Origin of the sequence: Phenylobacterium ferrooxidans, assembly GCF_042714595.1 — a bacterium.
GTDB lineage: Bacteria > Pseudomonadota > Alphaproteobacteria > Caulobacterales > Caulobacteraceae > Phenylobacterium > Phenylobacterium ferrooxidans.
Genome location: NZ_JAOTJD010000002.1, coordinates 129,359 through 156,254, shown reverse-complemented (window position 1 = coordinate 156,254; position 26,896 = coordinate 129,359). Strand labels below are relative to the sequence as shown.

The window sequence follows — 26,896 nt, the reverse complement described above, 5'->3', positions numbered from 1 at the left end:
GTCCGGATGATGCGGGGCGGCGGCGGCGGCCACACGGGACCCTTCGCCTGCCCGGAAATTCCGCTCTTTTCAGGGCGCGCGAGACTTAAGCAGCGCTCCACCAAGTGTCAACGCGGCTAGGGTGAGCAAGCCTAACGCTCAAGCTCGGGATTCGCCCAAAGAAAAGGCCCTCCCGGTGAGGGGAGGGCCGATCTCGTCGTTCAATTCGGCATTCGAGGTTTAGTAAACTTCGAACAGGCCCGCGGCGCCCATGCCGCCGCCGATGCACATGGACACGACGGCCCACTTGGCGTTCCGGCGCTTGCCTTCCTGCAGCACGTGGCCGGCGAGACGGGCGCCGGTCATGCCGTAGGGGTGGCCGATGGCGATGGAGCCGCCGTTGACGTTGAACTTCTCGGGATCGATGCCGAGCTTGTCGCGGGAATAGAGGCACTGGGAGGCGAAGGCCTCATTCAGTTCCCACAGGTCGATGTCGTCGATCTTCAGGCCGTGGCGTTCCAGCAGGCGCGGGATCGCGAAGACCGGGCCGATGCCCATTTCGTCAGGCTCACAGCCGGCGACGGCCCAGCCCTTGAAGGCGCCCATCGGCGACAGGCCGGCCTTTTCGGCGGCCTTTGAGTCCATGATCACCACGGCGGCGGCGCCGTCCGAAAGCTGGCTGGCGTTGCCGGCGGTGATGAACTTGTTGTCGCCTTCACGAACCGGCTTCAGCTTGGCCAGGCCTTCCAGGGTGGTGTCGGGACGGTTGCACTCGTCCTTGTCGACCACGAAGTCGACGATCGACTCTTCCTTCGTCTCCTTGTTGACGACCTTCATCTTGGTCTTCAGGGGGACGATCTCGTCCTTGAACTTGCCGGCCTGTTGGGCGGCGGCCATGCGGAGCTGCGATTCCAGGCTGTACTCGTCCTGGGATTCGCGGCTGACCTTGTAGCGCTCGGCCACGATGTCGGCGGTGTCGATCATCGGCATGAAGACGCCGGGATACTGTTGGAACAGGGCCGGGTCGTTGTTCTCACGCGAACCGCCGCCGCCGGGGAAGGAGAGGCTTTCCACGCCGCCGGCCACGACCGCGTCGGCGCCGTCATTGCGCACGTAGTTGGCGGCCGTCGCGATGGTGTTGAGCCCCGAGGAGCAGAAGCGGTTGACGGTCACGCCCGAGGTGGTGATGGGCATGCCGGCCAGCAGGGCCACCTGGCGGCCGAGGTTGCCGGCGCCGTGGGCCACGTTGCCGATCACGCAGTCTTCGATCGCCGAGGCGTCGAGGCCGGACTTGGCCACCGCGTGCTTCACGGCGTGGGCGCCCATGGTCATGGTCGGGGTCATGTTGAAGCCCCCGCGACCCGACTTGGCCAGACCCGTGCGGGCATAGGAAACGATTACGGCTTCACGCGTCATGAAATATATCCTCCCGAAAAATGGACCACGCCGGCCTGAATGTTTGGGGCCGCGCAGGTTTAGATCGGCGGCGACCTTTGCATCCCGTGGCGTAAATGGCTAGAGCGGGACGGCTGGACTCCCGGCATTTTCGACTTCGAGGTATGGCCCATGGCGCTGGGAAGTTTCACCCGCATTTCGCACCCGGTCCGCACGATGATTGTCGTGTTGGCGGCGACCCTGATGCTCGCTTCCTGCGGGAAGGGCCCCGGCGCGGAACATCCGCCCGAACCCGGTGACGCCGCGGTGGCCAAGGTGGACGGCCGTACGGTCTGGGCTTCCGACGTCAAGCGCGAGGCGGTGGCCCAGGGCCTGATCGGCGAGGGTGAGCCCCTGGACGTTTCCTCCGACCTGTTCCGCCGGGTGATGGACGAGGTGGTGGACCAGAAGCTGCTGGCCAGCGAGGCGCTCAAGCGCAAGCTGGACAAGGACCCCGCCGCCCAGCGCCGCCTGGCCGCCGCCCGCGAGCGAATCCTGGGCGACATGCTGGTGGAGAGCACCGTCTCCGACGCCGTCAACGAGAACGCCATCCGCGGCCTCTATCAGGAGCAGCTCAAGCTCGCCAAACAGTCCGAGGAGCTGAAGGCCCGCCAGATCGTCCTGGCCAGCCTGGCCGAGGCCGACGCGGTCAAGAAGCTCCTGGCCACCGGCGCCTCCTTCGAAGCCCTGGCCATGGAGCGCTCCACCGACGCCGCCACCCGCTTCAACGGCGGCGATCTCGGCTACTTCACCACCGACGTCATGCCCGAGGCCTATGACGCCAACCTCAAGGTGGCCAAGGCCGGCCAGATCGTCGGACCCTTCGAGGTGGACGGCGGCTGGGCCCTGGTGAAGGTCGAGGACCGCCGCCTGGAGCAGCCCATCACCCTGGAAGCCGCCCGGCCGCAGATCGTGCGCTTCCTGACCTATGATCAGGTTCGCGATCTTCTGGAGAAGCTGCGCGCCCGCTCCAAGATTCAAACCCTGATCCGGCCGCCCCAGGATGTGCCCGGGCAGCCCAAGGAGCCGGCCAACGCCCCGCCCGTGGCCCCCGGCGCCGCGGCGGTCCCAGCGACCCCGCCCGCGGCCGGCGCCAAACCTGCCGTCGCCGCCCCCACTGCAAAAAGCCCCGCCCAACCCGAAGCCAAGGCGGCCAAGCCATGACCCGTCCTCCCGCCAAGAAGCCTGCCGGCAAGTCTTCGCCCCCCAAGCCGGCGGCCACACCCATGGCTGCGGGCAAGACCCCCGCCGCCATCGCCCTGGAGGTCGCCTCCAAGCCGGTGGAGGTGATGGGCCAGACCATCGAACGCGCCCGCGCCGCCCTCAAGCGCGCTGACAAGCAGCCCCAGGCCGACGCTCCCCCGGCCACCCCGGCGCCCGCCAAGGGCGCCCTGCCGGTCTCGCCCCTGGCCGTGCCGTTCCCGAAGATCCCGGCCATCCCCGGCGTGCAGATCGCCACCAGCCGCGCCGGCTTCTACAAGCACGACCGCGAGGACCTGCTGGTGATGCGGTTCTCCAAGGGCACGTCCGTGGCGGGCGTCTTCACCCGTCACGGCATCGGCTCGGCGCCGGTGGACTGGTGCAAGAAGCATCTGGAGATGTCCAAGGGCGCCGATGCGCGGGCCCTGGTGGTCAACGCTGGCTGCGCCAACGCCTTCACCGGCAAGCCGGGCGCCGACGCCGTGCGCCGGGTGGCCTCGGCCGTGGCCAAGCGCTTCGACTGCCGCCAGCGCGACGTGATGGTGGCCTCCACCGGGGTGATTGGCGTGCTGCTGGACGACGCCAAGATCACCCAGCGCCTGCCCGACATCGAGGCCAAGCTCACCGACGATAACTGGGCCGGGGCCGCGCGGGCCATCATGACCACCGACACCTTCGCCAAGGGCGCCTATGCCGAGGCGATGATCGACGGAGAGAAGGTCAAGATCGCGGGCATCTGCAAGGGCTCGGGCATGATCGCGCCGGACATGGCCACCATGCTGGCCTTCGTGGCCACCGACGCCGCCATTTCGCCCGCCGCCTTGCAGACGCTCGCCAGCCTCTACACGCGCACCACCTTCAACTGCGTCACCGTGGACGGTGACCGTTCCACCAACGACACCCTGCTGCTGTTCGCCACCGGCCAGTCCGCCGCGCCAAATATCAGCCGCGCCGGCGACAAACGCCTGGCCGATTTCCGCGTGAAGCTGGAGGCTGTGCTGCTGGACCTGGCCCTTCAGCTGGTCCGCGATGGCGAGGGCGCCAGCAAGTTCGTGAAGATCAACGTCACCGGCGCCGAGAGCCCGGCCTCGGCCCGCAAGATCGCCCGCACCATCGCCGAGAGCCCGCTGGTGAAGACCGCCTTCGCCGGCGAGGACGCCAACTGGGGCCGCATCGCCATGGCCATCGGCCGCGCCGACGAGCCCATCGACCGTGACCGCGTGAAGATCCAGTTCGGCCCTCTCATCGCCGCCCAGGACGGCCTCGTCTCGCCCACCTATGACGAGGACAAGATGAGCGCCTACATGAAGAACCAGGAGCTGGAGGTCAGTGTCGACGTCGGCGTCGGCAAGCACGCCGCCAGCGTCTGGACCTGCGACCTCACAAAGCAGTACGTCGCCATCAACGGCGACTACCGAAGCTAGCCCACCGCCGCGAGCCGGGGCGTCTCGCCCCAGCCCGTCAGGAACTCGGTGAGGTCGGCCAGCGGGACGGGACGAGAAATCAGGTAGCCCTGGATGGCGTCGCAACCCAGCAGGGCGAGGGCGGCCTGGACGTCGGCGGTCTCCACCCCCTCGGCGACGACGCTCATGCCCAGGCTGTGGGCCAGGTCGATGGTGGACTTCAGGATCAGACGGTCGCGCTGGCTCTGCGCCACTGCCGCCACCAGCGACTTGTCGATCTTGAGCTCATCGGCGTCGAGCATCTTCAAATAGGACAATGACGACAGGCCAACGCCGTAGTCGTCGATGGAGACCTTGAGGCCGGCCGCGCGGAACGCGGCGATAGAAGCCGTCGCAGCGGTGGGGTTTTCGATCACGGCGGTCTCGGTGATCTCCAGGCAGATGCCGTGGTCGTGGCCCGCCATCATGGCCTGGACGTTGTCGCAAAAGCCACGGTCGGCCAACAGCCGCCCGGAGAGATTCACCGAGACGACCACGTCATGGCCCGAGGCCTTCAGGGCGGCCCGGTCCCGCAGGGCGCGCTCCAGGGTCCACTCGGTCAGCTCGCGGATGGCGCCCGTCTCCTCGGCGATGCCGATGAAGCTGTCGGGCGCGATCGGGCCCCGCACCGGGTGCCTCCAGCGCACGAGGGCCTCGACGCTGTGCACCGCGCTATCGGTGAGGGTGAGCTTGGGCTGGTAGTGCAGGCTGATTTCGCCGGCGTGCAGGCCGCGACGCATCTCGGTCATCAAGGCGAGGTTGAGCGAGGGATCCACGTAGGTCTCGGCCTCGAAGGTCACCAGGCGGCGGTTCAAGCGCCGGGCTTCGTCCAGGGCCAGGGCGGCGTTTTCCAGCAGCCGTTCAGGGTCGTCCTGGGTTGAGGTGCGGTGCGAGACGCCCAGCTTGATGAAGGCGTCCACCGGGTGTCCGGCCACTTCGTGACCGGGGTCCAGGGTCTCCAGCCTGTTGAGGTCGGCCAGCAGGGTGCGGGTGTCGGCGCGGTGCAGGACGAGTCCCAGCACCGAGGTGGAGAGGTGGGCGACCTGGCCGTCGCCGCACACGGCCTGCAGCCGGGCGGCGACGCCGCGAACGATCAGGTTGGAGAGGCTGTAGCCCACAGCGCCGCGCATGGTGGGGTAGCGGTCGATGCCGATGGCCACGACCGCCAGGGCGCCCCCCTCGGTTTCCTGCATCCGCGACGTGACTTCGCTCAGCAGGGCGCGGCGGTTCGGCAGGCCGGTCTCCGGCTCGTGCAGCGCCTGGTGCAGCAGGCCCGCCTCGCGCTCTTCGATGATCGAGCGGGCGCGGCGGGCGAGCTCGGCCTGCGTCGCCCACAGCAGGCACGCCAGCTGGGCGGCCACGAGCGGCGCCACCGACAGGCTCACGGGGGCCAGATTCTGCAGCAGGATGGGCAGGGTCAGCAAGCCGACCCCGACCGCCACGTGGCGGCGTGACAACGACGCCCGGGCGGTCTCGCTGTTGGCGCGCAGGAAGAATATCAGCAGGCAGGCCAGGGCGAAGGTCATCCAGGCCGGCGGAGTCGTCATGGCCCTGCCGCTGGTCAGGTTCTCGAACGCCAGGGCGTGGAGATAAACCCCATTCACCGTGCCGGCCTGCGGGGTGGCGAACTCGTCGCCAAGTTCCAGGGCCGTGGCTCCGATCAGGATCGACCGTCCCCGCACCAGCCTTGGATCGAACCGGTTGCGGTAGACGTCCTCGAAGCTGAGGTGGTCGATCTCGCCGACCCTCGCGGCATAGTCGATCAGGAAACTGTCGCGCCGCTGTTGAGGCGTCTGCGCGAGGGAGGCGCCCATGGAGGGGCGATAGGTCTCGTCCGCGCCGAAGCCGTAGGTGTAGCGGCGCACGCGGCCATCGGGGTCGATGGGGATGTTCACGCTGGCCAGCAGGGCTTCCGTCGAGAGACCGCGCAGCGGCGAGGTCTCCACCAGGCTGGTGCGGCCGTCCGCGCGCCGCACGGGCTGGACGAAGGTCGGCAGGATGACCGAGCCCGGCCGCGCGGCAATGGCGTCGGCCAGGGCCTTGTCGGTGGTGGCGGTTGAGTTGGCGCTGAAGTCGACATCGAAAGCCACCACCTTGGCGCCCGCCGCCTGCAGGTTGCCGATCGCGGTGGCGAAACGGTCGCGGCCCCAGGGCCAGCGTCCGGCCGCCCGAAGGCTGGGGACGTCGATCTCGACGACGGTGATCTGGTGGCTGGGCGCGCGCTGCAGGGCCTGGAAGCGGAGGGCGGCCAGGGCATCCTCAATGGGGGTGAGGGCGCCGCTCAGCATGGCCAACGCCACGCCGAGCGCCGCCGCGGCCAGGCCGACCTGCGACCGCAGGCGGCCGATCAGATGGCCCAGTCGGCTCACTTGGATCCGCGACCCTTGCCGTTACCGGTCACATCTTCGGCCACGCCGCCAACGGTGCTGATCAGGCCTGCGACCAAGCCGTCCGTGCCGCCGTTGCCGTTTCCGTTGCCGGTGTTTCCGCCGCCATTGCCATTAGAGCCGGCGTTTCCGGTCTCCGTGGCCGCGCCGCCGTTGCCGTTGCCGGCGCCGGTGTTCCCGCCGCCATTGCCATTGGAGCCGGTGTTTCCGGTCTCAGCGGCCGCGCTGCCGTTCCCGTTCCCGTTGCCGGCGCCGGTGTTCCCGCCGCCATTGCCATTGGAGCCGGTGTTTCCGGTCTCAGCGGCCGCGCCGCCGTTGCCGGCGCCGGCGTTCCCGCCGCCATTGCCATTGGAGCCGGCGTTTCCGGTCTCGGCGGCCGCGCCGCCGTTTCCGTTTCCGTTGCCGTTGTTCCCGCCGCCATTGCCATTGGAGCCAGCGTTTCCGGTCTCGGCGGCCGCGCCGCCGTTCCCGCTGTTTCCATTGCCGGGGCCGTTGGCGCCTGGGTTCTCGGGCGGCCCGCCGCCATTTCCGTTGCTTCCCGCACCGTGGGTCAGGGCCGCGCCGCCGCCGTCCGCGGGACCATTCCCGCCCCGGGCGTCGGAGGCTTCGAGTTGGCGATCGTTCCGGGCGACCTCGATTGGGAGGGCGGCCGGCCCGACGGTCTCCGCCCCCATCGCGGCGCTGGCGGCGCCATTGCCCGAGGCGATCGCGCCCGCCTCATTTGCAATCATGGTCGGTCCGCCGGAGTCCACCAGGCCGCCCGATACTGTCTTGTAGTCCAGGGGTTCGATCTTCACGGCCTCAGGCGCGCCCGCGGTGGGGGTCACGGAGCCGGTGACCTGCACCGACTGCGGCGCGTCCCGGGAGACCGCCCCGCTCGATCCCGCTCCGACGTCGCTGCCGAGATCCGAGCCGTTGGAGCGGACCTCCACCAGGCCCTCGGCCACATTCACCGCGTCCGACATCGGCCCCACAACCACGGTGAAGGTGGTCCCCTTCACGATGGCGGCCAGCAGGGGGGTGTCGACGCGGAAGTGCGGAGACTTCTGCTTGTCCACCTTGAACATCACCGCGCCCAGGTCCTGCATCACCCGGGTGAAGCCGCCGGCGTCCGGCGCCACGGTCATGCGGCTGTTGGGGCCGACGACAATCTGCTGCAACCCGTTGTCCAGGGACGCGCGGGCGCCGAGCGTGGTGGTGATGCTGGAACCCGTCGGCACCGCCTGATTCAATCGGGCCGGGACGGCCTCGGCGCCGGGGACGGTGATCCGCACCGTGCCGTTGACTTCCACCAACCGCCAGGCGGCGGCCTGGGCCGAACCGGCGGCGAACGCGAGAACCGAACAGGCAAAAAGCAGGGCGGTGCGGCGCATGGGTGACCCCAATCTGTGGACCGAAAAATTATCGCTCGCGTCACAAATCACCTCGCCGTGGCTAAGCCTTTGCTAAGGCGGGGAAAAATAACGGTACGTTAGGGTCTCGTTCACCATGTTCGTTCACCAACGGAGGTCGTGGTTCGAAGGTGCGCAGGCGTGACGTGGGCTGGAGCAGGGGTGTGGCGCACGGCGGACTGGCCCGTCCGCGTCGCCATGCTTGTCGCCGCGGTCATGTTTTTGTCGCTGCCGGTGTTCGCCTGGCCACAGGATGAAGCGCCCCCGGCCGCCGCCTGCGGCCTCCCCGACAGCGGCTGCTTCCAGCTCAACGCGGTCAGCCTGGAAGGCCTCACGGTCTACAAGCCCGGCGAGTTGGCGGCCCTGTACCAAGGCTATCTCACCCGCGAGGTCAGCACCGCCGACCTGGTCGATATCGCCACGGCGATCACCGACCGGTACCGCGCCGACGGCTACTTCCTGTCCCGCGCCGTCGTGCCGCCGCAGGCCCCGGGCACGGGCGTCGCGCGCATCCGCATCTATGAGGGCTACATCAGCGATGTGGCGTTGACCGGGATCGGCGCGCCCGCCGCGTCTCCCTACCTCAAGGGCCTGTCCGAGCTCCGCCCCCTGCGCCTCGCCGAGCTGGAACGCCGCCTGAGCCTGGCGGGCGACGAGCCGGGCGTGCAGATCAAGACCCAGCTGGAACCGGTGCTGGACGATCCTGCCCGCCACCGCCTGGTGGCGGTCGCCAGCCTGAAGCCCCTGGCCCTGAGCACCTATGTGGACAACCGCGGCCCCAAGACCAGCGGGCCCTGGCAGGCCTATGGCCGCGCGGCCAGGAACTCCGTTATCCGCCCTGGCGATCAGCTGGCCCTGGCGGTGCTCGCCGTGCCCAACGATCCGCGGGCCTTCACCTATGGCGAGGTGAGCTACTCCGCCCCCCTGGGTGGCGGGGCCCGCCTGCGCGGCACGATCGGCATGGCCAAGGCCCGCGACGGCGCCAACACCATGTCCACCGACGTGGGCAGCGAGAGCCTGTCGGCGAGCGTCAGCTATCTGAAGCCGCTGAAGCGCGACCGCCGGGTCAACGCCTGGACCCAGACCACCCTCCAGGCGCGGCACATCGAGCAGGACTGGACCGACACCGGCGGCTATGCCGACAACGTGGTCGTGCTGCGTGGGGCCTTCAACGCCGACGTGACCGTTCCCGGAGAGTCCAGCAACCTCTTCGCCCAGGTTTCGGCCGGCCAACGGGGCCGCCCCGGCGCCGGGCCCGAGGAGGGCCTGTCGCGCGCCGACGCCTCGCGCCAGTTCGTGAAGCTCAACGTCCACGGCTCGCACTATCGCGACCTCGGCCCCTGGGCGGGGCTGTTCCTCACCGCAGACGGCCAATGGTCGCCGCACCGCCTTCTGTCGTCGGAGGAGTTCGTGGTCGGCGGCGCGCCCTATGGACGGGGCTACAACTATGCCGAAATCGGTGGCGACCAGGGCGTCGCGGCGTCGGCCGAGCTGCGCGCCGGCTTCAGCCCCAAGCGTGGGCCCTTCAGCTTCCTCCAGGGCTACGGCTTCCTCGACGCGGGCAAGGTCTGGAACCTCGAGCGCTCAGGCGCCGACGCGGACCTGGTTTCCACGGGCCTGGGCGTCCGCGCCCGCGTCGTCGACCGCGCCACCCTGACGGTCGAGGCGGCCCGCCCCCTGACCCGCACGCCTTACGACCGCCGCAAGAAGACCTGGCGGCCGTTCTTCGCGCTCTCGACAAGGTTCTAAGGTCCACGCGCCGCGCTCCACGGCGCGTCCGCCCTCCGGCCCAATGAAAAGCGCCCCGCCCGGTGGGGCGAGGCGCTCGATCTAGCTCAGACTGTCAGGCCATCTAGTCGATGGGGCTCCAGCGCTTGGCCGGGGCCGCGGCGGCCCCTTCGCGCTTGGGACCCTTGAAGCCCGCCTGGCTGATGGGAGTGGTGGAGGCGCGCTCGCCGCCGGTGCGGGCGCCGTGGGGGTGGCGATCACCGCCGGCCCCGCCGCCATGACCCTTGGCGGGACGGTTGCGCTGCGCGCGCAGGCCGCCCGGCAGGTCACTACGGTTCTGCGGCTTGCGGGCGCCGCCGGCGCCGTTGCGGTCGCCGCCATGGTTCTTGCGGCCGGCCTCGGCCCGCTCGGCGGCCACTTCAGGCATGGCTTGCGTCATGACCATCAGGGCGCGGTCGCCGCGGCGTTCCTCGGTGGGGATGTTCTGGCGCGTCACCTTCTGGATGTCGCGCAGCAGGTTGCGTTCGTCGTCGGCGCAGAAGGCCACGGCCGAACCGCCGGCGCCGGCGCGAGCCGTACGTCCGATGCGGTGGACGTAGCTTTCGGGCACGTTGGGCAGTTCGTACTGCACGACGTGGGTCACGGCGTCGACGTCGATGCCGCGGGCGGCGATGTCGGTGGCCACCAGGGCGCGGACTTCACCGGCCTTGAAGGCGGCCAGAGCGCGTTCCCGCTGGCCCTGGCTCTTGTCGCCGTGGATGGCCGCGGCTTCGACGCCGGCGGCTTCCAGGGACTTGGCCACCCGGTCGGCGCCGCGCTTGGTGCGGGTGAAGACGATGACGCGCTTGAAGTTCTTCTCGGCGAACAGTTCGCAGAGCAGGGCGCGCTTGCGGGCCGTCTCCACGAAGATCACCTTCTGGTCGACCCGTTCCACCGTGGTGGCCTGCGGGGTGACCGAGACCTTCAGCGGGTTGGGGTTGAGCAGTTCACCGGCCAGCTTGCCGATCTCGGTGGGCATGGTGGCGGAGAAGAACAGGTTCTGCCGTTCCTTGGGCAGGTACTTCACGATCCGGCGGATGGGCAGGATGAAGCCCATGTCCAGCATCTGGTCGGCCTCGTCGAGGACGAAGATCTCCACGCCGCCAAGCGTGATGGTCTTCTCGCCCAGGTGGTCGATCAGGCGGCCAGGCGTGGCCACCAGCACGTCGACGCCGCCGGCCAGCGCACGCATCTGGCCGCCGTACTTCACGCCGCCGAAGACGACGGCGACGGAGACGCCCAGGTGCTTGCCATAGGCCTTGAAGCTCTCGCCGATCTGGGTGGCGAGTTCGCGGGTAGGGGAGAGCACCAGGACGCGGCAGCCGCGGCGCGGCGCGGGCTTACGGTCGGCGGCCAGGCGATGCAGGATCGGCAGGGCGAAGGCGGCGGTCTTGCCGGTGCCGGTCTGGGCGATGCCCAGCAGGTCCTTGCCGGTCATGACGCCGGGAATGGCCTGGGTCTGGATGGGGGTGGGGGTGGTGTAGCCTTCGTCGGCCAGGGCCTTCAGCAGGGGTTGGGCGAGGCCGAAGTCGGTGAACTTGGTCAAAACGTCAGTATCTTTCACATATGCGCCGAATGCGGCCGCCAGCCGGATGGCCAGGGTCGCTGAGCGCGGGGTCATTTGTGGAAAGCCCCCGCGTGGCGGGGCGATCTATGCGATCTCTTTCGGCGCTCGACAGGCTGGGACCTTCGTAAATCCCATCACGCGGCTGGAGCGCCATAGCGCCGCGAATTGCTGCAGCGCGGGGCTCATATGCGCCGCGAAGTCCTCAAAGTCAACCGAATACGGCCAAGCTCCTTCGCAGGTGCGGCGCCGGTGATACCTATTCGCGCGCCACCACGCCTGGGTCGTCCCCCGCCGCATAGGGCCGCATCTCGTAGTTCAGGACGTGGACGCCCGCCCCGATCTTGTAGCGGTCCAGCGTATCAGGCCCGCAGCTCGCCGTGCCCAGGCCCCGCTGGCGGACATCCAGATTGACCAGGGTCTCCGCCCGGGGCGTCAGGTCGGTGGTGTGCTTGGCGGAGAACAGGTCACCTGGCGCAAAGTGGCTGGCCGAGCCCTCGCAGGCGGCGAGGAACACCAGGCCGGCGTCGGCCCCCTCCACCGCCATCCACCTCAGGTCGGTCCGGTTGCCGTGCTCCTGCGGCAGGACATAGGGCACGTACTGATCGCTGACCGTCCCCTCGAACCGCCCGATCCAGCCGGCGGCCTTGCGGTCCACATAGGTGTCTCCTGGCCCGCGCCCGAACCAGGTCAGACGCTCGAAGCCCTCGGGCAGGGCCAGGGTGACCCCCAGGCGCGGGAGGTCCGGTAGTTCAGGCGCCACCTCGAAGCGGTTGCCGACCGCCACCCGCCCGTCTGGGGTGATCCTGTAGTCCTGCCGGTGGGTGATCGCCTCGGCGAGGTGGGCGCTGGCCCAGGCCTGGATGACCGTGACCACGACGCTGCCCGCCGCCTCCGCGACCCCGACCTCCACCGGCCCGGGAACCAGGGCGTCCAGCCCCGCCGCCAGCCACTTGCCCATGGGCTTGGCGTCCTGGTCGGTCCAGCCCTTGATCCCGTCATTGTCGGTGGCGCCGCGCCAGACCTGCAGACGCGGCCCCGCCAGCAGCAGGGCATGGTTGCGCCACAGGTAGCGCTCGAGGGTCCCGGAGGTCTTGGAGAAGATGAGCTCAAACCCCTCGCCCCCGACCCGCACCGTCTCCTCGGTCTGCATCAGCACCAGGGTCCCGGTCAGGCGCTCCGTCGGCTGGCCGGCCTTCACGGCCAGGCTGACGGGGAGTTGCGCCCAGGCGACCTCGTGCCCGGCCGTCGCCCAGCGGGTCGGCTCGGCAAGCGCGAACCGCACCATCAGGAAGGCTTCCTGGCCGGCCTCGATCTCGGGCCTCGTCAGGTTCAGCGCCACGCTTTCCGTCGCCCCCGGCGCGGTCGGAAGTCTGGGTAGCTTACCCTCCGCCACCACCCGCCCATCGACCTCCAGGGCCCACGATCCCGTCAGGTCCTCCAGCGTCGTGAAGTCGCGCTTGTTGGTCACCGACAGCCGTTCGCCGTCCCAGGCCACGCTGACCGGCTGGGCGAGGGTCTTGAACTCCCACAGGGCCGGGTGCGGAACGCGGTCGGCGCCGACGATCCCGTCGCAGCAGAAGTTGAGGTCGTTGGGCGTATCCCCGAAGTCGCCGCCATAGGCCATGAACGGCCGCCCGTCGGCGGTCTGCTGAGCGATGCCATGGTCGACCCATTCCCAGATGAAGCCGCCCTGCAGGCCGTGGTGGGTCTCGAAGGCCTCCCAATAGTCGCTGAGCGACCCGTTGGAATTGCCCATGGCGTGGGAATATTCGCACAGGATCATCGGCCGCCGGTCGGCCGGGTCATCGGCCTTGGCCCAGGCGACGATGTTCTCGATGGGCGGGTACATGGGACAGACGATGTCGCTGGCCATCGCCCCCGGCGCGCCGCCCGTCTGAATCCCGCCCAGGGCCGCGATGTGCTGCAGGGCCGCGCTGGGGTCCCAGCCCCAGATCGCGCCCTCATAGTGCAGGGGGCGAGAGGGATCATACTGCCGGATCCAGCCGGCCATGGCGTCGTGGTTGGGGCCATAGCCGCTCTCGTTGCCGAGCGACCAGAGGATGATGCTGGGATGGTTCTTGTCGCGCTCCACCATCCGCAGTCCCCGCTCCAGGAACTGGCTGGCGTAGCGGGGATCGCGGCAGAGCCCATGCATGAAGTCGTGGCTCTCGATATCGGCCTCGTCCACCAGATAGAGGCCGTACTCGTCGCAGAGCTCGTACCAGGCCTCGTGGTTCGGATAGTGGCTGGTGCGCACCGCGTTGACGTTGAACGACTTCATCAGCAGCACGTCGGCCAGCATGTCCTCGCGGGTGATGGCCTTGCCCCGGACCGGATGGTGCTCGTGGCGGTTCATGCCGGCGATCATCACCGGCTTGCCGTTGATCAGCAGCTCGCGGTCGCCCAGCTCCACGCGGCGGAAGCCGACGCGGACGGAGGTCGCCTCCACCGCCGGGCCGCCCGCGCGATGCAGCGAGATCACCAGGGTGTAGAGGTTCGGCGTCTCGCTCGACCACGGGCGTGGGGCGGGGACCGCGCTCTCCAGGGTCACCTGGCCCAGGGCCGGACGATAGGGACTGTGCCCCTTCACCGCCGACCAGACCTTCTTGCGCAGAGGCGCGTCGAGGACGGGCACGTCGCCGTCATAGAGCTGCGCCTCCACCTCCCAGCCATTGTCCGGCTCGGCCGGGAAGCCCAGCTTCACGGTCACGCTGAGCGCGCCGGTGGCGTAGTCGTCCTCCAGCCCGGCGCGGGCGAAGACGTCGGCGATGTGGGTGGGGGCCGAGGCGATCAGTTCGACGTCGCGGTGGATGCCGCCCATCCACCACTGGTCCTGGTCCTCGATGTAGGAGGCGTCCGACCACTTCACCACGGCGCAGGCCAGCAGGTTGTCCGCGCCCGGGGTCACGAAGGCGGTGACGTCGAAGTCCTGCGGCAGGCGGCTGTCCTTGCCCATGCCGACGGCCTGGCCGTTCACCCAGACATAGAGCACGCTCTCGGCGGCCCCGATCCGCAGCACGATGCGCCGCCCGTCCCAGTCGGCCGGGACCTCGAAGGCGGTGCGGTACAGCCCCGTCGGATTTTCGTCCGGCACATTGGGGGCGGCCAGGGTGAAGGGCATCTGGACGTTGGTGTAGTGCGGCCTGTCGTGGCCGTGCATCGTCCAGTTGGACGGCACGGGCAGGGCGCCCCAGCCCGCGTCGTCGAAGTCGCGGGCGGCGAACTCGGCCGGGATCGCCTCGGGCCGGTCCACCAGCTGGAACTTCCAGTCGCCGTTCAGGGAGCGGACAAAGGGGGAGGACCTGCGCGCCAAGGCGCTCTGCATATCGCCATAGGGCGTGAAGCTGGCGCGCGCCGGCAGGCGGCCCACCGACACGGTTTCCGGGTGAACCCAGGTGCGCACCGCACCCTGAAACAGCAGGTCCCTCACAGGTCGAGACGGTAGATCTTGGTGGCCGTGCCCGAGAACAGCGCCGTCTTCTCCGCCGCCGAGGCCCCCTTGGCCAGCACCTTGAAGGCGTTCCACAGCACGTCGTAGTCGCAGGTGCCGATGTCGACCGGGAAGTTGCTCTCGAACATGCCGCGGTCAGGTCCGAAAGCCTCGATGCAGGTTTCGATATAGGGCTTCCACTCCGCCGCCAGCGCCTCCGACGAGGTTGGCGGATCGGACATGAAGGAGGCGAAGCCCGGGAACACCATGGCCAGGCCCCCCAGCTTCACCGCCACATTGGGCAGTTCCGCCAGCTTGCGGATGTTGTCCTTCCAGATCGGGAACCGCTCCTCTCGCCTGCCGGCGTAGCTGGCGATCCCCAACGGGGTGCCGACGTGGTCGAGGATGATCTGGGTGTCGGGGAAGGCGCGGGCCAGATCGATCAGGTCAGGAAGCTGCGGCTCCAGCATCCAGGCGTCGAAGGAGAGGCCCAGGGGCGCCAGCTCAGCAAAGCCCTCGCGGAACTTGGCCGACATGTAGAGGCCGCCCTCGGTCCGAGCCAAAGGCCCCAGGACGTTCTTGTCGGGATCGGCCGAGGCGCTCTGGCGGATGCCGCGGAACCGTCCGCCGCCGGCGACGATGTGGGCCTCCAGAACGTCACGCACCGCCGCGCCAAGATTGCAGTCCGCATGGCCGACGATCCCGGCGCAGGCCAGGACGTCGCCATAGAGGCCGCTGGCCGACATGGCCGCCACGCCATTGACGAACTCGGTCTCCCCCACCGGCTTCAAGGTGGCGGGACCCCGGCCGCGGTACATGGAGCCGCACTCCATATAGACCGTGGCCTTGACGTTGTGGCCGCGCTTCATGTCGGCCAGAAGTTCGTCCAGCAGGTAGCGTGGGACCCTGCGGATCAACTGTTCGAAGCCGTGCTTGGGCGGGGGCAGGGCGGCCATCAGGGCGGCGGGCCGGTCCCACAGGTGGTGGTGCGGATCGACGATCGGCAGGTCGGGCTCGAGGATGGTCTCGCGGCTCATGCTTTGTGGTCCTTGAGGGCCGCGACCGCGTCGGCGATCAGGGGCAGGCGATCGTTGCCGAAGTACATGTCGGTGCGGTTCACGAAGATGGTTGGCGAGCCGAAGCCGCCGCGGGCGATCACCTCCTCTGTGTTGAGGCGCAGCTGATCCTTGATGGCGGGCTCGGCGATACCTGGGAGGAAGTCCGCAGGGTCGATCCCGACGGCATGGCAAATCTCGGCCAGCACCTCGTCCTGTGAGATGTCGCGGTTGTCAGTCCAGTAGGCTTTGAAGACGGCGTCGGCGAAGGCCACGAGCTTGCCCTGCGGCGCCAGCCAGATGCAGCCGCGCATGGCCTTGACGCTGTTCACCGGGAAGACCTTGGGCGGGAAGGTGATGGCGATGCCGGAATGCCGCGCCCAGTCCTCCAGGTCCTTCTTCATGTAGCGCGCCTTGGCCGGCACCGGTGTGGCCCGCTGCTCATAGACCGAGGGGTTCACGGTGTTGAAGATGCCGCCCACCAGGATCGGCCGCCAGTCGATCTCCACCCCCAGCTCCGCCGCCATCGGACGCAGGTTGTGGAAGGCCAGATAGGTCCAGGGGCTGGAGCAGTCGAAGAAGCACTCGATCATGTGGCGGCGATCCCAAAGAGGTTCTGCTTGGTCTGCGCGTCCATCTCGCCCGGCCGCGCCATCCGGCCCACCGAGGTCCCCGCCACCACGCCCGGCCGCGCCCGCACCGTGGCGAACCAGCGCTTGATATGGGGATAGTCGTCCAGGGTGAAGCCCTGCGCCTTGTGGGTGATCAGCCAGGGGAAGCAGGCCATGTCGGCGATGGAATAGTCGTCGCCGCCCACATAGGCGCCGGTCCGCCCCAACTGGCCATCCAGCACGCCGTACAGGCGCGCGGCCTCCCGCTCATAGCGGTCGATGGCGTAGGCGATCTTCTCCGGCGCATAGAGCTTGAAGTGGCCGTTCTGGCCCAGCATGGGGCCCAGGCCCCCCACCTGCCACATCAGCCACTGCATGACGCTTGAGCGGCCCCGCACATCGGCGGGCAGGAAGCGGCCGGTCTTCTCGGCCAGATAGACCAGGATGGCGCCGGTCTCGAAGACCCCGATCGGCGGCCCGCCGTCCGCCGGGTCCTGGTCGATGATGGCCGGGATGCGGTTGTTGGGGCTGAGCTTCAGAAAGTCGGGCGCGAACTGCTCGCCCCGGCCCAGGTTCACCGGATGCACGGCATAGGGCAGGCCGCACTCTTCCAGCATGATGCTGATCTTCCAGCCGTTGGGCGTGGCGGCATAGTAGAGGTCGATCACCGGCGTCTCCCGGGCCTCTCAGGGGGCCTTGGGTCTAGACTACCTGCCCTGTCGCGCGACGCCACCGTCACCCCGCGTCATTCGTCCCGGCTGTTGCATTTCTTCTTCCGGCCCGCGATGCAGGCGCCATGGCCGATCCCAAACCCATGGTGCTTGTCGCCGCCGCCGCCCTGATCGATAGCGACGGCCGCGTGCTGATCGCCCAGCGGCCGGAGGGCAAGACGCTCGCCGGCCTCTGGGAGTTTCCCGGCGGCAAGCTCGAGCCCGGCGAGACCCCGGAAGCGTGCCTGATCCGGGAGCTGGAGGAGGAGCTGGGCATCGGTGTGACCCAGGCCTGCCTGGCCCCCTTCGTCTTCGCCAGCCACAGTTACGAATCCTTTCACCTCATGATGCCACTCTACCTGTGCCGTCGATGGGATGGCGTGATCACGGCCAGGGAGCACGCGGCGCTGGCATGGGTGAAACCCTCAAGACTCGGCGACTATCCGATGCCGCCGGCCGATGCGCCGCTGGTGGCCTGGCTGCGCGATCTCATCTGATCGCCTTCCTGCGGGACGAGCGCGGGGCCACCATGATCGAGTACGCGATCCTGGCCGGCGTCCTGGGCATGGCGGTGGTGGCCGCCATCGGCGCCTTCCAGACCGTGCTGTTCGACCTGATGAACAAGGCCGCTACCGCCATCGAGACGGCCATCAGCTAGGCTTGTCCCGTGGACGCCTGGCTTTCCGACTTCATCGCCGCCGAGGGCTTGCCGCCCGACTTCGCCGAGACCGCCCTGGCGATCTGTGGGCCGCTGGCGGCCCGCATCATCGCTGACGCCCGGACGCCCGGTTTCGTCGTGGGGGTCTGCGGGAGCCAGGCCAGCGGCAAGTCGACCCTGACCGCCGTCCTGCGGCGGATGCTGGAGGACCAGGGTCTCAAAGTGGCCTCCCTCTCCCTCGACGACCTCTACCTGACCCGCGCCCAGCGCCAGGACTTGGCCCGCGACGTCCACCCCCTGATGGCCACGCGCGGCGTGCCGGGAACCCATGATGTGGCCCTGGGCCTGGCGGTGCTCGATGGCCTGGCCGGCCCCGGCGAGACCCTGCTGCCCGCCTTCGACAAGGCGGCCGACGACCGCCGGCCCCAGGGCGTGCCTGTCGCCGGGCCTGTGGACGTCATCCTGTTCGAGGGTTGGTGCGTCGGCGCCGTTCCGCAGGCCGATGTCTCGGCGCCCATCAACGCCCTGGAGCGAGACCGCGACCCCGACGGCCGCTGGCGATCCTTCGTCAACGACGCCTTGGCCGGCCCCTATCAGGCGCTATTCGCCCGCATCGACCTGCTGGTCCTGCTGAAGGCGCCCAGCTTCGACGTCGTCCTGGCCTGGCGCCAGGAACAGGAGGCCAAGCTGCGCGCCCGCCTGGCCCGCGAAGGCGGCGACCTGAAGCGCGCCATGACCGACGCCCAGGTCGCAGACTTCATCGCCCACTACGAACGCCTCACCCGCCACATCCTGGCCGAGATGCCGGGCCGGGCAGACATGATGGTGGCGCTGGATCAGCAGAGGCGGCCGGTGGTTATGGCCTCTCCGCCGCCGCCTCCCGCGCCTTGAACTTCTCGATCTCCTCGCAGCGCCGCTCCTCCATCACCCTGCGCCATTTGGCGCGCAGGACGGCGGGACGTTCTGGGTAGCGATCCTCCAGGAACTCGGCGCCGGTCACCCGGTCGGCGCGGAAGGAGCGGAAGTCCTGGCGCATCTCGCACCAGGCCATCAGCATCCGGACAGTGTCGTGATAGCCGATGGTCACCGGCCAGATGGTGCGCTCGCTGTCGCGGCCCTGCTCGTCCTTGTAGTGGATGGCGATCTTGCGACCGGCGTGGATCTGGGCGCGGACCTGGGCCATGTCGATGGCGTCGGGCTGGAGCTTCCACGACTTGGCGGCGCCCAGGGACGGGGCGTCGATATAGGGCCGCAGGCGTTCGGGAATGGCGGCGCTGATCTTGGCGATCAGGTCCTGGGCGGCTATGGCCAGGGCCGCGTCCCCCCGGCTGGCCACCCACTGGGCGCCCAGCACCGCGGCCTCGATCTCATCGGGTGTCAGCATCAGGGGCGGCAGGTCATAGCCCTGGTCCAGCACGTAGCCGATGCCCGCCTCGCCGCGCACCGGCACCCGCTGGGCCATCAGGTCGGCGACATCGCGATAGACCGTGCGCTTGGAGGTCTCCAGCTCCTCGGCCAACGCATCGGCGGTCACCGGACGGCGCGAGCGGCGCAGGATCTGGATGATCTGGAACAGGCGGTCGGCGCGTCTCATCGGACCAAAGCTCCACTGTTGCCGCCACTACAGTGGCAGCAGGATGGCAATAGAACCCGGATCAACGCAACCGGAGAAACGCCATGACCAAGCTGAAACTCGTTAGGTAACCGAACCAGTTTTGGGGGTCGCCGGAACAACTTCACCTGGCGCCTAAAGTTCAGTCCTCGTCCCGCGGCAGCGGCTGTTCGATCGTCCCCAGGGCGTCGGCCAGCCGCATCTTGGCGCTGCCGGGCTTCAGGGGCTGCTGCTGGCTGGCGTCCGGGGTCCAGCCGGTGAGCGTCAGGATCTCGAAGGTGGCGGGCGCCCGGCCGTCCGGCTCAGCGAATCGCTCGACATAAATCTCCATCGCCCGCGCCAGCAGGGTCTTGGTCAGGGCCCGCGGGTGGCGGTCGGCCAGGACGCTGGTCTCACCCATGGCCCGCAGGTCGGCCAGCAGCTTGATGGGATGCGAATAGCGCACGGTCACCCGGTCCACGTCGACGACGGGCAGCGCAAAGCCTGACCGCTGGAGCAGGCCCGCGGCGTCATAGGCGTCTGCGAAGGGCGAGATGCGGCTCGCCGCGCCGCCGGTCAGCTCGATCTCCGCCGACAGCAGGGAGGCCCGCAGCTCGGTGAGGGTCGCGCCGCCGAACATCGAGCCGATGAACAGACCGTCGGGCTTCAAGGCCCGCCGGATCTGGATCAGGGCGCCCACCACGTCATTGGTCCAGTGCAGGGCGAGCGTCGAGACCACCAGGTCCAGCGACCCGAAGGCGAAGGGCAGGCGCTCCTCGTCGGCGACGATGCGCGGACCCTCCCGGCCGGCCAGCATGGCCGGCGAGAGGTCGGCCTCCACCAGCAGGCCTACCCGGCCCGCCGCATCACTCGCCCTCAGCGCCTCACGAAAGGCCCCGTTGCGGGCCCCGAGGTCGACGGCGCGCGGAAACTCCCGCAGGATCGCCTCCAGGCGCACCACGGCGTCCTCCGCCGCGCGGCGCTTAAGGAAGTCGGCGTTTCCGTAGCCGGGCGCGGCGCGGGTCAGGCGGGCGCGCAGCTGGTCGCGGTCGAAGAGCAGGGGCGGGGCGGACATGAGCCTGCAAGATGACGTGTCGGAGGCCTGGTGGAAACCAGGGCCGCGCATGAAATCCGCCGCGCGGACCGCTTTGGACCTCCTGTTCCCGCCTCAGTCCCTGGACGACGGACCTCGGCCGCTGGCCACCGGCCTTACCGCACCCGGCTGGAGCCAGATCACCTTCCTCGACGATCCAGTCTGCGACGGCTGCGGGACACCGTTCGAATATTCCCTGGGGGAGGGGGTGCGATGCGCCGCCTGCCTGGCCAAGCCCCGCGCCTTCGCCCGGGCCCGGGCCGCCTGCCTCTATGACGACGCCTCGCGCGGCCCGATCCTGCAGCTCAAGCACGCCGACCGCACCGATCTGGCCCCCCTTTTCGCCCGCTGGATCAGCCGCTCCGCGCGCGACCTGATCGCGCAGGCCCATGCCATCGCCCCGGTGCCGCTGCATCCCACCCGTCTGCTGGGACGCCGCTATAACCAGGCCGCCGAGATCGCCCGGCCGCTCAGCCGGCTGTCCGGCGTGCTCTATCTGCCCGACGCCCTGACCCGGGTGCGCGCCACGGAGACACAGGGCGGCAAGTCCGGCTCCGGTCGGCGCAGGAATGTGGCGGCGGCCTTCGCCGTGCCGCCCAGCCGCGCGAAACAGGTGGCGGGCCGGCGAATCCTGCTGATTGATGACGTCATGACCACCGGCGCCACCCTCGAAGGCTGCGCGCGCGCCCTGCTCAAGGCCGGGGCCGCCTGCGTCGACGTGGCGGTGGTGGCCAGGGTGAAAGAAGCGGCGAACACCACCATATGAGATCCTTCAACCTCTTTCGGCGTTAGTGGAGCCATGACCCAAGTCACCATCTACACCAAGCCCTTCTGCCCCTACTGCGTCCGCGCCGTTTCCCTGCTGGAGAAGAAGGGCGTCGAGTTCACCGAGATCGAGGCCGCCTTCGATCCGGAGAAGCGCAAGGAAATGATGCAGCGGTCCAACGGCCGCGCCACCTTCCCGCAGATCTTCATCGGCGAGGAGCACATCGGCGGTTGCGACGACATGATGGCCCTGGAGCGGGACGGCAAGCTGGACCCCCTGCTGGCCGCTTGAGCCTTGCCAAGCCGGGCGTTGCGGGCTTGTAGATAGGCCATGACCTTGCGCGTCGGACTGATCCAGACCCGGACCCCCGCCAGCCACGCCGCGGCGCTCGACCACCTCGCGCCGCTGGTGCGGGAGGCCGCCGCCAAAGGCGCGACTTTCATCGCCACGCCCGAGGCCAGCAACATCCTGCAGAAGGACAAGGCGGCCCTGCTGCCGCAGCTCATGCTGCTGGCCGAGGATCCCGTCGTCCTCGGCATGCAGGCGCTCGCCAAGGAACTCGGCGTCTGGCTGCTGATCGGCTCGGCCTTGGTGCTGCGCGAGGACGGCAAGGCCGCCAACCGCGCGGCCCTCATCTCGCCGGCCGGTGAGATCACCGCCACCTACGACAAGCTGCACATGTTCGACGTCGACCTGCCCACCGGCGAGAGCGCGCGCGAGAGCGAGACCTACGAGCCCGGCGACCGCGCCGTCACCGCCCTGGCCGGCGAGACGCCGCTCGGCCTCACCATCTGCTACGACATGCGCTTCCCGGCGGTCTATCGGGCCCTGGCGCTCGCCGGCGCCCAGGTCATGCTGGTCCCGGCCGCCTTCACCCGGCCGACGGGCGAGGCGCACTGGGAGATCCTGTTGCGCGCCCGGGCCATCGAGACCGGCAGCTTCGTGCTGGCGCCGGCCCAGGGCGGCTTCCACGAGGACCGCCGCGGCACCTGGGGCCACACCATCGCCATCGCCCCCTGGGGTCAGATCATTGGCGAACTGGCCCATGACGAGCCCGGCGTCCTGGTGGTGGACCTCGACCTCGCCGCCGTCGGCAAGGCGCGTTCCGCGATCCCGGCGCTCGCCAACGCTCGGGCCTTCGCCGCTCCGGCGGCGCTCGCATGATCCGCTATGCGCTCGCCTGCGACCACGCCCACGAATTCGAGGGCTGGTTCGGCTCGTCGGACGACTATGACGCCCAGGCCGCCGCCGGCCAGATCGGCTGCCCGACCTGCGGCTCGACCGCCGTCACCAAACAGATCATGGCCCCCATGGTGGCCGGCACGAAGCGCAACACCCCCGACATGACGCCCGCTGCCCGCGAAGTCATGATGCAGGCGATGGCCGAGGTGCGTCAGCACGTCGAGGACAACTTCGACTATGTCGGCGACACCTTCGCCGACGAGGCCCGCGCCATCCACGCCGGCAAGTCCGAGAACCGCGGCATCTACGGCGAAGCCACCCCCGCCGAGGTTCGCGATCTCAAGGAAGAAGGCGTCAACATCGCCCCCCTGCCGCCTGCGCCGGTGAAGAAGGCGTCGCTGAACTGACCTAGCCGGCCTCCTTCCAGGCCTCCGCCAGACACGCCCGCACGAAGTCATCGACCTCCTGCGCGGATGAGAGTTCTAGATGGTGCGTGAAGCGGCCGGGCCTGGGCTCCACGACCTCCTTCCAGCGCGGCGAGGCGTCTCGTCGCCGCAAATAGACCGACAGGACGAGCGGCGCTCTTGCTCGCCTCAGGTACTGTTCCGGCCGCCAGGTCGCGGCGAAGGGATGTGCGCGAGAAAAGCCCACCTGACTCTTCCCGACCCGCACCCGCGCCGGGCCGATGGCCTCCACGGCGGCCTGGACGGCCTCATGAACGGCGCGAGCTTCGGGATGCCTCGCGAAGAAATCCTCCACGGTCATGAGACGCTTCTCCAGCGCGCAACCCGCGATACGGCAGCATTGGGCACCGTCACATCCTTGCTCCCCGTGACGCCCCTGCCTAGGGTCCCGCCCAACAGTCGATTGGGGCCTTCACATGATCCGCACCGTCCTCCTCGCCGCGCTCGGCGCCGCGACCCTTTCGGCCTCCGCCGCTCACGCCCAGGCGCGGCCGGACCAGGTCGCCTTCCGGGCGCTCTACAAGGAGCTGGTGGAGACCAACACCACGCTGTCGGTGGGCAGCTGCACCGCCGCCGCCGAGAAGATGGCCGTGCGCCTCAAGGCCGCCGGTTACGCTGACAAGGACGTCCAGGTCCTGGCCCCCACCGAGCGTCCCAAGGATGGCAATCTCGTCGCCACCCTGGCCGGGACCGACGCCAAGGCCAAGCCGATCATGCTGCTGGCCCACCTTGACGTCGTGGAGGCCAACCGCGCCGACTGGGAGCGCGATCCCTTCACCCTGATCGAGGAGGGCGGCTATTTCTACGCTCGGGGCGCCAGCGACGATAAGGCCATGGCGGCGGTCTTCACCGACAGCCTGATCCGCTACAAGACCGAGGGCTTCAAGCCGCGCCGGGGCCTGCGCCTGGTCCTGACCTGCGGCGAGGAGACGTCGGACACCTTCGACGGGGTCGAGTGGCTGCTGAAGCACCATCGCCCGCTGATGGAGGCGCAGTTCGCCCTGAACGAGGGCGCGGGCGGGCGGCTCGACGCGGAGGGCAATCGCCAGTTCCTCGGCGTCCAGGCCGGCGAGAAGGTCTATCAGGACTTCACCCTGGTCACGACCAACCCCGGCGGCCACTCCTCGCGGCCGTCGAAGGACAACGCCATCTACCACCTGGCCGCCGCCATCGACCGGCTGGCCGCCTATGACTTCCCCATTCGGCTGAACGACGCCACGAAGAACCACTTCGAGAAGATGTCGATGATCGAGGGCGGCGCCTCGGGCGCGGCCATGGCGGCCGTCGCCAAGGATCCCACCAACGCCGCGGCCATCGCGCAGGTGATCAAGGACGCCAGCCGCAACTCCATGATGCGCACCACCTGCGTAGCCACCATGGTCGACGCCGGCCACGCCCCCAACGCCTTGCCGCAGCGGGCGCAGGCCAATGTGAACTGCCGCATCCTGCCGGGCGAGAGTCTGGAATCGGTGAAGGCCCAGCTGGTGAAGGTGTTCGCCGACGACAAGATCGCCGTCACCATGGTGGGCGTCCCCAGCCCCGTCTCACCGCCGCCGCCGCTGACCCGCGCGATCCTGGGTCCCATCGAGCAGGTCTCCAACCAGATGTGGCCGGGCGTTCCCCTGGTGCCGACCATGAGCACCGGGGCCACTGACAGCCGCTTCACCAACGCCGCCGGCATCCCCAGCTACGGTCTCTCAGGCATGTTCGGCGATCCGGATGGGGGCGGGACCCACGGTCTGAACGAGCGCATCCGGGTCCGCTCCCTCTATGAGGGCCGGGATTTCCTGCATTCGGTGGTGAAGCTCTACGCGACCCAGAAGTAAGGCGAGCAGGGCCTCTTCCCGTCCTCCGGAAAAACTGGCATCTCTTCTGCCAATAGTTTTCCGGAGGATGCGATGGCGGCGAAGATCGGGGCGACCCTGGCGGACTCCACGCCCTACTGGCCGCCGCAGCCTACGCCGCCGAAAGGCGCGCCCAACATCCTGGTCGTTCTGTTCGACGATGTCGGGTTCTCCGACCTCGGCTGCTACGGCTCGCCGATCAAGACGCCCACCATCGATGCGCTCGCCGCCGACGGCCTGCGCTATACCGGCTTCCACACCACGGCCATGTGCTCCACCACGCGGGCGGCGCTGCTGACCGGCCGCAACCACCACTCGGTGGGGATGGGCTGTCTGTCCAATTTCGACTCAGGCTTCCCGGGCTATCGCGGCAAGATCGCCCGCGAGGCCGGGACCCTGCCGGAGATGCTCAAGCCGCACGGCTATTCCACCTACATGGTGGGCAAGTGGCACGCGACGCCCCTGACCGAGACCGGCCCTTCGGGTCCTTTCGACGGCTGGCCCCTTGGGCGCGGCTTCGACCGCTTCTACGGCTTCATGGACGCCGAGACCGACCAGTTCGCGCCCGAGCTGGTGCGCGACAACACCCCCATCGAGCAACCCACGAGCTACGCCGAGGGCTACCATCTGACCGCCGATCTGGTGGACCAGTCGATCCGCTTCATCGCCGACCACCAGGCCGATGCGCCGGACAAGCCCTGGCTGCTGTGGCTGGCGCCTGGCGCCTGCCACGCCCCGCACCAGGCGCCGCAGCACATCATTCGCCAGTACGACCCGGTCTTCGAGCACGGCTGGGACGTGGAGCGGGAGCAGCGCCTGGCTCGCCAGAAGGCCATGGGTGTCGTGCCCGCCGACACCGTCATGCCCGAGCGCAACGACGGTGTCCGCGCCTGGGACGAGTGTCTTCCCGACGACAAGCGGGTCTTCACCCGCCTGCAGAGCGCCTATGCCGGCATGCTCGACCACGCCGACCGGCACCTGGCCCGGCTGGTGGCCTTCCTGGAGGAGGCGGGGATCAAGGATGACACCTTGATCGTGGTCATGTCCGACAACGGCGCCAGCCAGGAGGGCGGGCCTCTGGGCATGGTCAACGCCATGGGCCCGTACAATCTGAAGTTCGAGCCCATGGCCGAGAAGCTGGCCCGGCTGGACGATATCGGCGGCCCCGACAGCCATTCCAACTTCCCGCAGGGCTGGGCCATGGCGTCCAATACCCCTCTTCGCCGCTACAAGCAGAACACCCACGGCGGCGGCATCCGCGATCCCCTGGTGATCTCCTGGAAGAACGGCCTGGCCGCGCGCGGCGAGCTGCGGACCCAGTTCGCCCACGTCAGCGACTTCACCCCGACCCTGCTGGACATCCTGGGCGTCGAGCCGCCGGCTGTGATCGCCGGGGTTCCACAGATGCCGCTCGAGGGGGTGAGCTTCGCCGCCTCGCTGAAGGACCCGTCCGCCCCGAGTAAGAGCAAGTCCCAGCACTTCGAGATGTTCGGCCACCGGGGTCTCTGGAAGGATGGCTGGAAGGCCGTGGCTTTCCATGCGCCCGGCACGCCCTTCGACACCGATGTCTGGGAACTCTATCACCTGAACGCCGACTTCTCGGAGACCCGCGACCTCGCTGCCGCCGAGCCCGAAAGGGTGGCCGCCTTGGTGGCGGAGTGGTGGAAGGCCGCGGAGGCCTACAAGGTTCTGCCCCTCGACGATCGCTTCGGCCCGCGCTTCGCCGAGAACGCCCTGCGCTACCACGGCGCCCGCAAGCGCTTCGTCTTCCACCCCGGCATGGGCCATCTGCCCGCCGACGTGGCCCCGGACGTGCGCAGCCGCTCCTATGTCATCGAGGCCGAGGCGGTGATCCCGCCGGGTGGGGCGGATGGGGTGCTGCTGGCCCACGGCGACGCCACCTGCGGCTACTCGTTCTATGTCCAGGGCGGCCGGCTGCATCACACCCTGAACGTCGGCGGCGCCCTGGCGACGGTCAGCTCCGCCGAGCCCATCGCCCCGGGTCTGCGCAAGCTCGCCCTGCGCTGCCGCCAGGGCTCCGACGGCCGCACCTTCACCCTGGCGATCGACGGCCGCGTGGCGGGCGAGGTGAAGACCCATATCGGCTTCGCCACCTTCATCTCCTGGTCGGGCCTGGATATCGGCCGCGACCGGGGCAGCCCCGTCGCCCCCTACGCCGCCCCCTTCACCTTCACCGGCAAGCTGCGGCGCGTCGTCGTCACCATGGACGCCGACCAGGACCTGGACGGCGAACTGCTGGGCGAGGCGGAGATGGCGCGGCAGTAGCGCTTCGCGCCCCAGCGCCTATCTTTCGGGCCAACCCGG

At 69.2% G+C, this 26,896-nt stretch carries 23 protein-coding genes; 12 read left to right on the top strand and 11 right to left on the bottom strand.

The features are described 5' to 3' along the window. Positions 1–219: 219 nt before the first annotated feature. Positions 220–1,395, bottom strand: coding sequence for an acetyl-CoA C-acyltransferase (locus tag OCL97_RS02200; protein ID WP_304774530.1), 1,176 nt, complete (start codon positions 1,393–1,395; stop codon positions 220–222). Positions 1,396–1,545: 150 nt separating this feature from the next. Here OCL97_RS02200 and OCL97_RS02195 point away from each other — a divergent pair, with 150 nt between their 5' ends. Together OCL97_RS02195 and argJ are read left to right on the top strand one after the other, a co-directional pair. Beyond that, complete coding sequence (locus OCL97_RS02195) at positions 1,546–2,577, top strand: peptidylprolyl isomerase (RefSeq protein ID WP_377367194.1); 1,032 nt, start codon at positions 1,546–1,548, stop codon at positions 2,575–2,577. After that, entirely contained in the window at positions 2,574–4,037 is a 1,464-nt protein-coding gene (gene argJ / locus OCL97_RS02190; RefSeq protein ID WP_377367192.1) for a bifunctional glutamate N-acetyltransferase/amino-acid acetyltransferase ArgJ, read from the top strand. Before OCL97_RS02195 ends, argJ begins: the two co-directional genes overlap by 4 nt. Here argJ and OCL97_RS02185 read toward each other — a convergent pair. Next, positions 4,034–6,424, bottom strand: a complete 2,391-nt coding sequence (locus OCL97_RS02185; protein ID WP_377367190.1) for a putative bifunctional diguanylate cyclase/phosphodiesterase — start codon at positions 6,422–6,424, stop codon at positions 4,034–4,036. The two genes, argJ and OCL97_RS02185, sit on opposite strands and share 4 nt — an antisense overlap. Beyond that, positions 6,421–7,815, bottom strand: coding sequence for a FecR domain-containing protein (locus tag OCL97_RS02180; protein ID WP_377367188.1), 1,395 nt, complete (start codon positions 7,813–7,815; stop codon positions 6,421–6,423). Before OCL97_RS02180 ends, OCL97_RS02185 begins: the two co-directional genes overlap by 4 nt. A gap of 180 nt (positions 7,816–7,995) precedes the next feature. Between OCL97_RS02180 and OCL97_RS02175 the strand changes: the two genes are divergently transcribed. Beyond that, positions 7,996–9,582, top strand: a complete 1,587-nt coding sequence (locus tag OCL97_RS02175) for a ShlB/FhaC/HecB family hemolysin secretion/activation protein (RefSeq protein ID WP_377367186.1) — start codon at positions 7,996–7,998, stop codon at positions 9,580–9,582. Positions 9,583–9,685: 103 nt separating this feature from the next. On the opposite strand, the gene OCL97_RS02170 is transcribed toward OCL97_RS02175, so the two are convergent. The 5 genes from OCL97_RS02170 to OCL97_RS02150 all read right to left on the bottom strand — a co-directional run bounded on the left by OCL97_RS02170 (position 9,686) and on the right by OCL97_RS02150 (position 16,931). Continuing rightward, positions 9,686–11,146 carry a DEAD/DEAH box helicase gene (locus OCL97_RS02170; protein WP_377367258.1) on the bottom strand — a complete coding sequence of 487 codons (1,461 nt, stop codon included), beginning with the start codon at positions 11,144–11,146 and terminating at the stop codon, positions 9,686–9,688. A gap of 277 nt (positions 11,147–11,423) precedes the next feature. After that, positions 11,424–14,570: a glycoside hydrolase family 2 TIM barrel-domain containing protein gene (locus OCL97_RS02165; RefSeq protein WP_377367184.1), complete on the bottom strand. Its 3,147-nt coding sequence runs from the start codon at positions 14,568–14,570 to the stop codon at positions 11,424–11,426. A 23-nt stretch (positions 14,571–14,593) separates the two neighbouring features. Next, positions 14,594–15,634 (bottom strand): amidohydrolase family protein, encoded by a 1,041-nt coding sequence (locus OCL97_RS02160; protein ID WP_377367182.1) that lies wholly within the window; start codon positions 15,632–15,634, stop codon positions 14,594–14,596. Then, complete coding sequence (locus tag OCL97_RS02155) at positions 15,631–16,245, bottom strand: 2-hydroxychromene-2-carboxylate isomerase (RefSeq protein WP_377367180.1); 615 nt, start codon at positions 16,243–16,245, stop codon at positions 15,631–15,633. Before OCL97_RS02155 ends, OCL97_RS02160 begins: the two co-directional genes overlap by 4 nt. Further along, positions 16,242–16,931, bottom strand: a complete 690-nt coding sequence (locus OCL97_RS02150) for a glutathione binding-like protein (protein WP_377367178.1) — start codon at positions 16,929–16,931, stop codon at positions 16,242–16,244. Before OCL97_RS02150 ends, OCL97_RS02155 begins: the two co-directional genes overlap by 4 nt. 128 nt (positions 16,932–17,059) lie before the next feature. Here OCL97_RS02150 and mutT point away from each other — a divergent pair, with 128 nt between their 5' ends. The 3 genes from mutT to OCL97_RS02135 are packed head-to-tail and all read left to right on the top strand — an operon-like array spanning position 17,060 to position 18,522. After that, positions 17,060–17,470, top strand: coding sequence for an 8-oxo-dGTP diphosphatase MutT (mutT, locus tag OCL97_RS02145; RefSeq protein WP_304774548.1), 411 nt, complete (start codon positions 17,060–17,062; stop codon positions 17,468–17,470). Continuing rightward, positions 17,386–17,631 carry a Flp family type IVb pilin gene (locus OCL97_RS02140; RefSeq protein ID WP_377367176.1) on the top strand — a complete coding sequence of 82 codons (246 nt, stop codon included), beginning with the start codon at positions 17,386–17,388 and terminating at the stop codon, positions 17,629–17,631. Before mutT ends, OCL97_RS02140 begins: the two co-directional genes overlap by 85 nt. Before the next feature lie 9 nt (positions 17,632–17,640). Continuing rightward, complete coding sequence (locus OCL97_RS02135) at positions 17,641–18,522, top strand: kinase (protein WP_377367174.1); 882 nt, start codon at positions 17,641–17,643, stop codon at positions 18,520–18,522. On the opposite strand, the gene OCL97_RS02130 is transcribed toward OCL97_RS02135, so the two are convergent. Together OCL97_RS02130 and OCL97_RS02125 are read right to left on the bottom strand one after the other, a co-directional pair. Then, complete coding sequence (locus OCL97_RS02130) at positions 18,488–19,225, bottom strand: helix-turn-helix transcriptional regulator (protein ID WP_377367172.1); 738 nt, start codon at positions 19,223–19,225, stop codon at positions 18,488–18,490. The two genes, OCL97_RS02135 and OCL97_RS02130, sit on opposite strands and share 35 nt — an antisense overlap. Positions 19,226–19,385: 160 nt before the next feature. Further along, the gene (locus tag OCL97_RS02125; RefSeq protein WP_377367170.1) at positions 19,386–20,297 is read right to left on the bottom strand and encodes a methyltransferase domain-containing protein; all 912 of its coding nucleotides are present in this window, start codon (positions 20,295–20,297) and stop codon (positions 19,386–19,388) included. On the opposite strand from OCL97_RS02125, the gene OCL97_RS02120 reads away from it, so the two are divergent. Genes OCL97_RS02120 through OCL97_RS02105 form a run of 4 tightly spaced genes read left to right on the top strand, consistent with a single transcriptional unit; the run spans position 20,296 to position 22,670 of the window. Beyond that, positions 20,296–21,081 carry a ComF family protein gene (locus OCL97_RS02120; protein ID WP_377367168.1) on the top strand — a complete coding sequence of 262 codons (786 nt, stop codon included), beginning with the start codon at positions 20,296–20,298 and terminating at the stop codon, positions 21,079–21,081. The genes OCL97_RS02125 and OCL97_RS02120 overlap by 2 nt on opposite strands. A gap of 33 nt (positions 21,082–21,114) precedes the next feature. Beyond that, a complete protein-coding gene (gene grxC, locus OCL97_RS02115) occupies positions 21,115–21,372 on the top strand; it encodes a glutaredoxin 3 (protein WP_304774557.1) in 258 nt (85 codons plus the stop codon). 39 nt (positions 21,373–21,411) lie between these two features. Next, positions 21,412–22,245, top strand: coding sequence for a carbon-nitrogen hydrolase family protein (locus OCL97_RS02110; protein ID WP_377367166.1), 834 nt, complete (start codon positions 21,412–21,414; stop codon positions 22,243–22,245). Further along, positions 22,242–22,670 (top strand): DUF1178 family protein, encoded by a 429-nt coding sequence (locus tag OCL97_RS02105; RefSeq protein ID WP_377367164.1) that lies wholly within the window; start codon positions 22,242–22,244, stop codon positions 22,668–22,670. The genes OCL97_RS02110 and OCL97_RS02105 overlap by 4 nt, the downstream gene beginning before the upstream one ends. Position 22,671: 1 nt before the next feature. On the opposite strand, the gene OCL97_RS02100 is transcribed toward OCL97_RS02105, so the two are convergent. Continuing rightward, the gene (locus OCL97_RS02100) at positions 22,672–23,028 is read right to left on the bottom strand and encodes a DUF5655 domain-containing protein (RefSeq protein WP_377367162.1); all 357 of its coding nucleotides are present in this window, start codon (positions 23,026–23,028) and stop codon (positions 22,672–22,674) included. Between the two features lie 115 nt (positions 23,029–23,143). Between OCL97_RS02100 and OCL97_RS02095 the strand changes: the two genes are divergently transcribed. Both OCL97_RS02095 and OCL97_RS02090 read left to right on the top strand, forming a co-directional pair. Beyond that, on the top strand, positions 23,144–24,553 hold the full coding sequence (locus OCL97_RS02095) for a M20/M25/M40 family metallo-hydrolase (protein WP_377367160.1): 1,410 nt from the start codon (positions 23,144–23,146) through the stop codon (positions 24,551–24,553). A 72-nt stretch (positions 24,554–24,625) separates the two neighbouring features. Next, positions 24,626–26,857, top strand: a complete 2,232-nt coding sequence (locus OCL97_RS02090) for an arylsulfatase (RefSeq protein ID WP_377367158.1) — start codon at positions 24,626–24,628, stop codon at positions 26,855–26,857. The last annotated feature ends 39 nt before the right edge of the window (positions 26,858–26,896 follow it).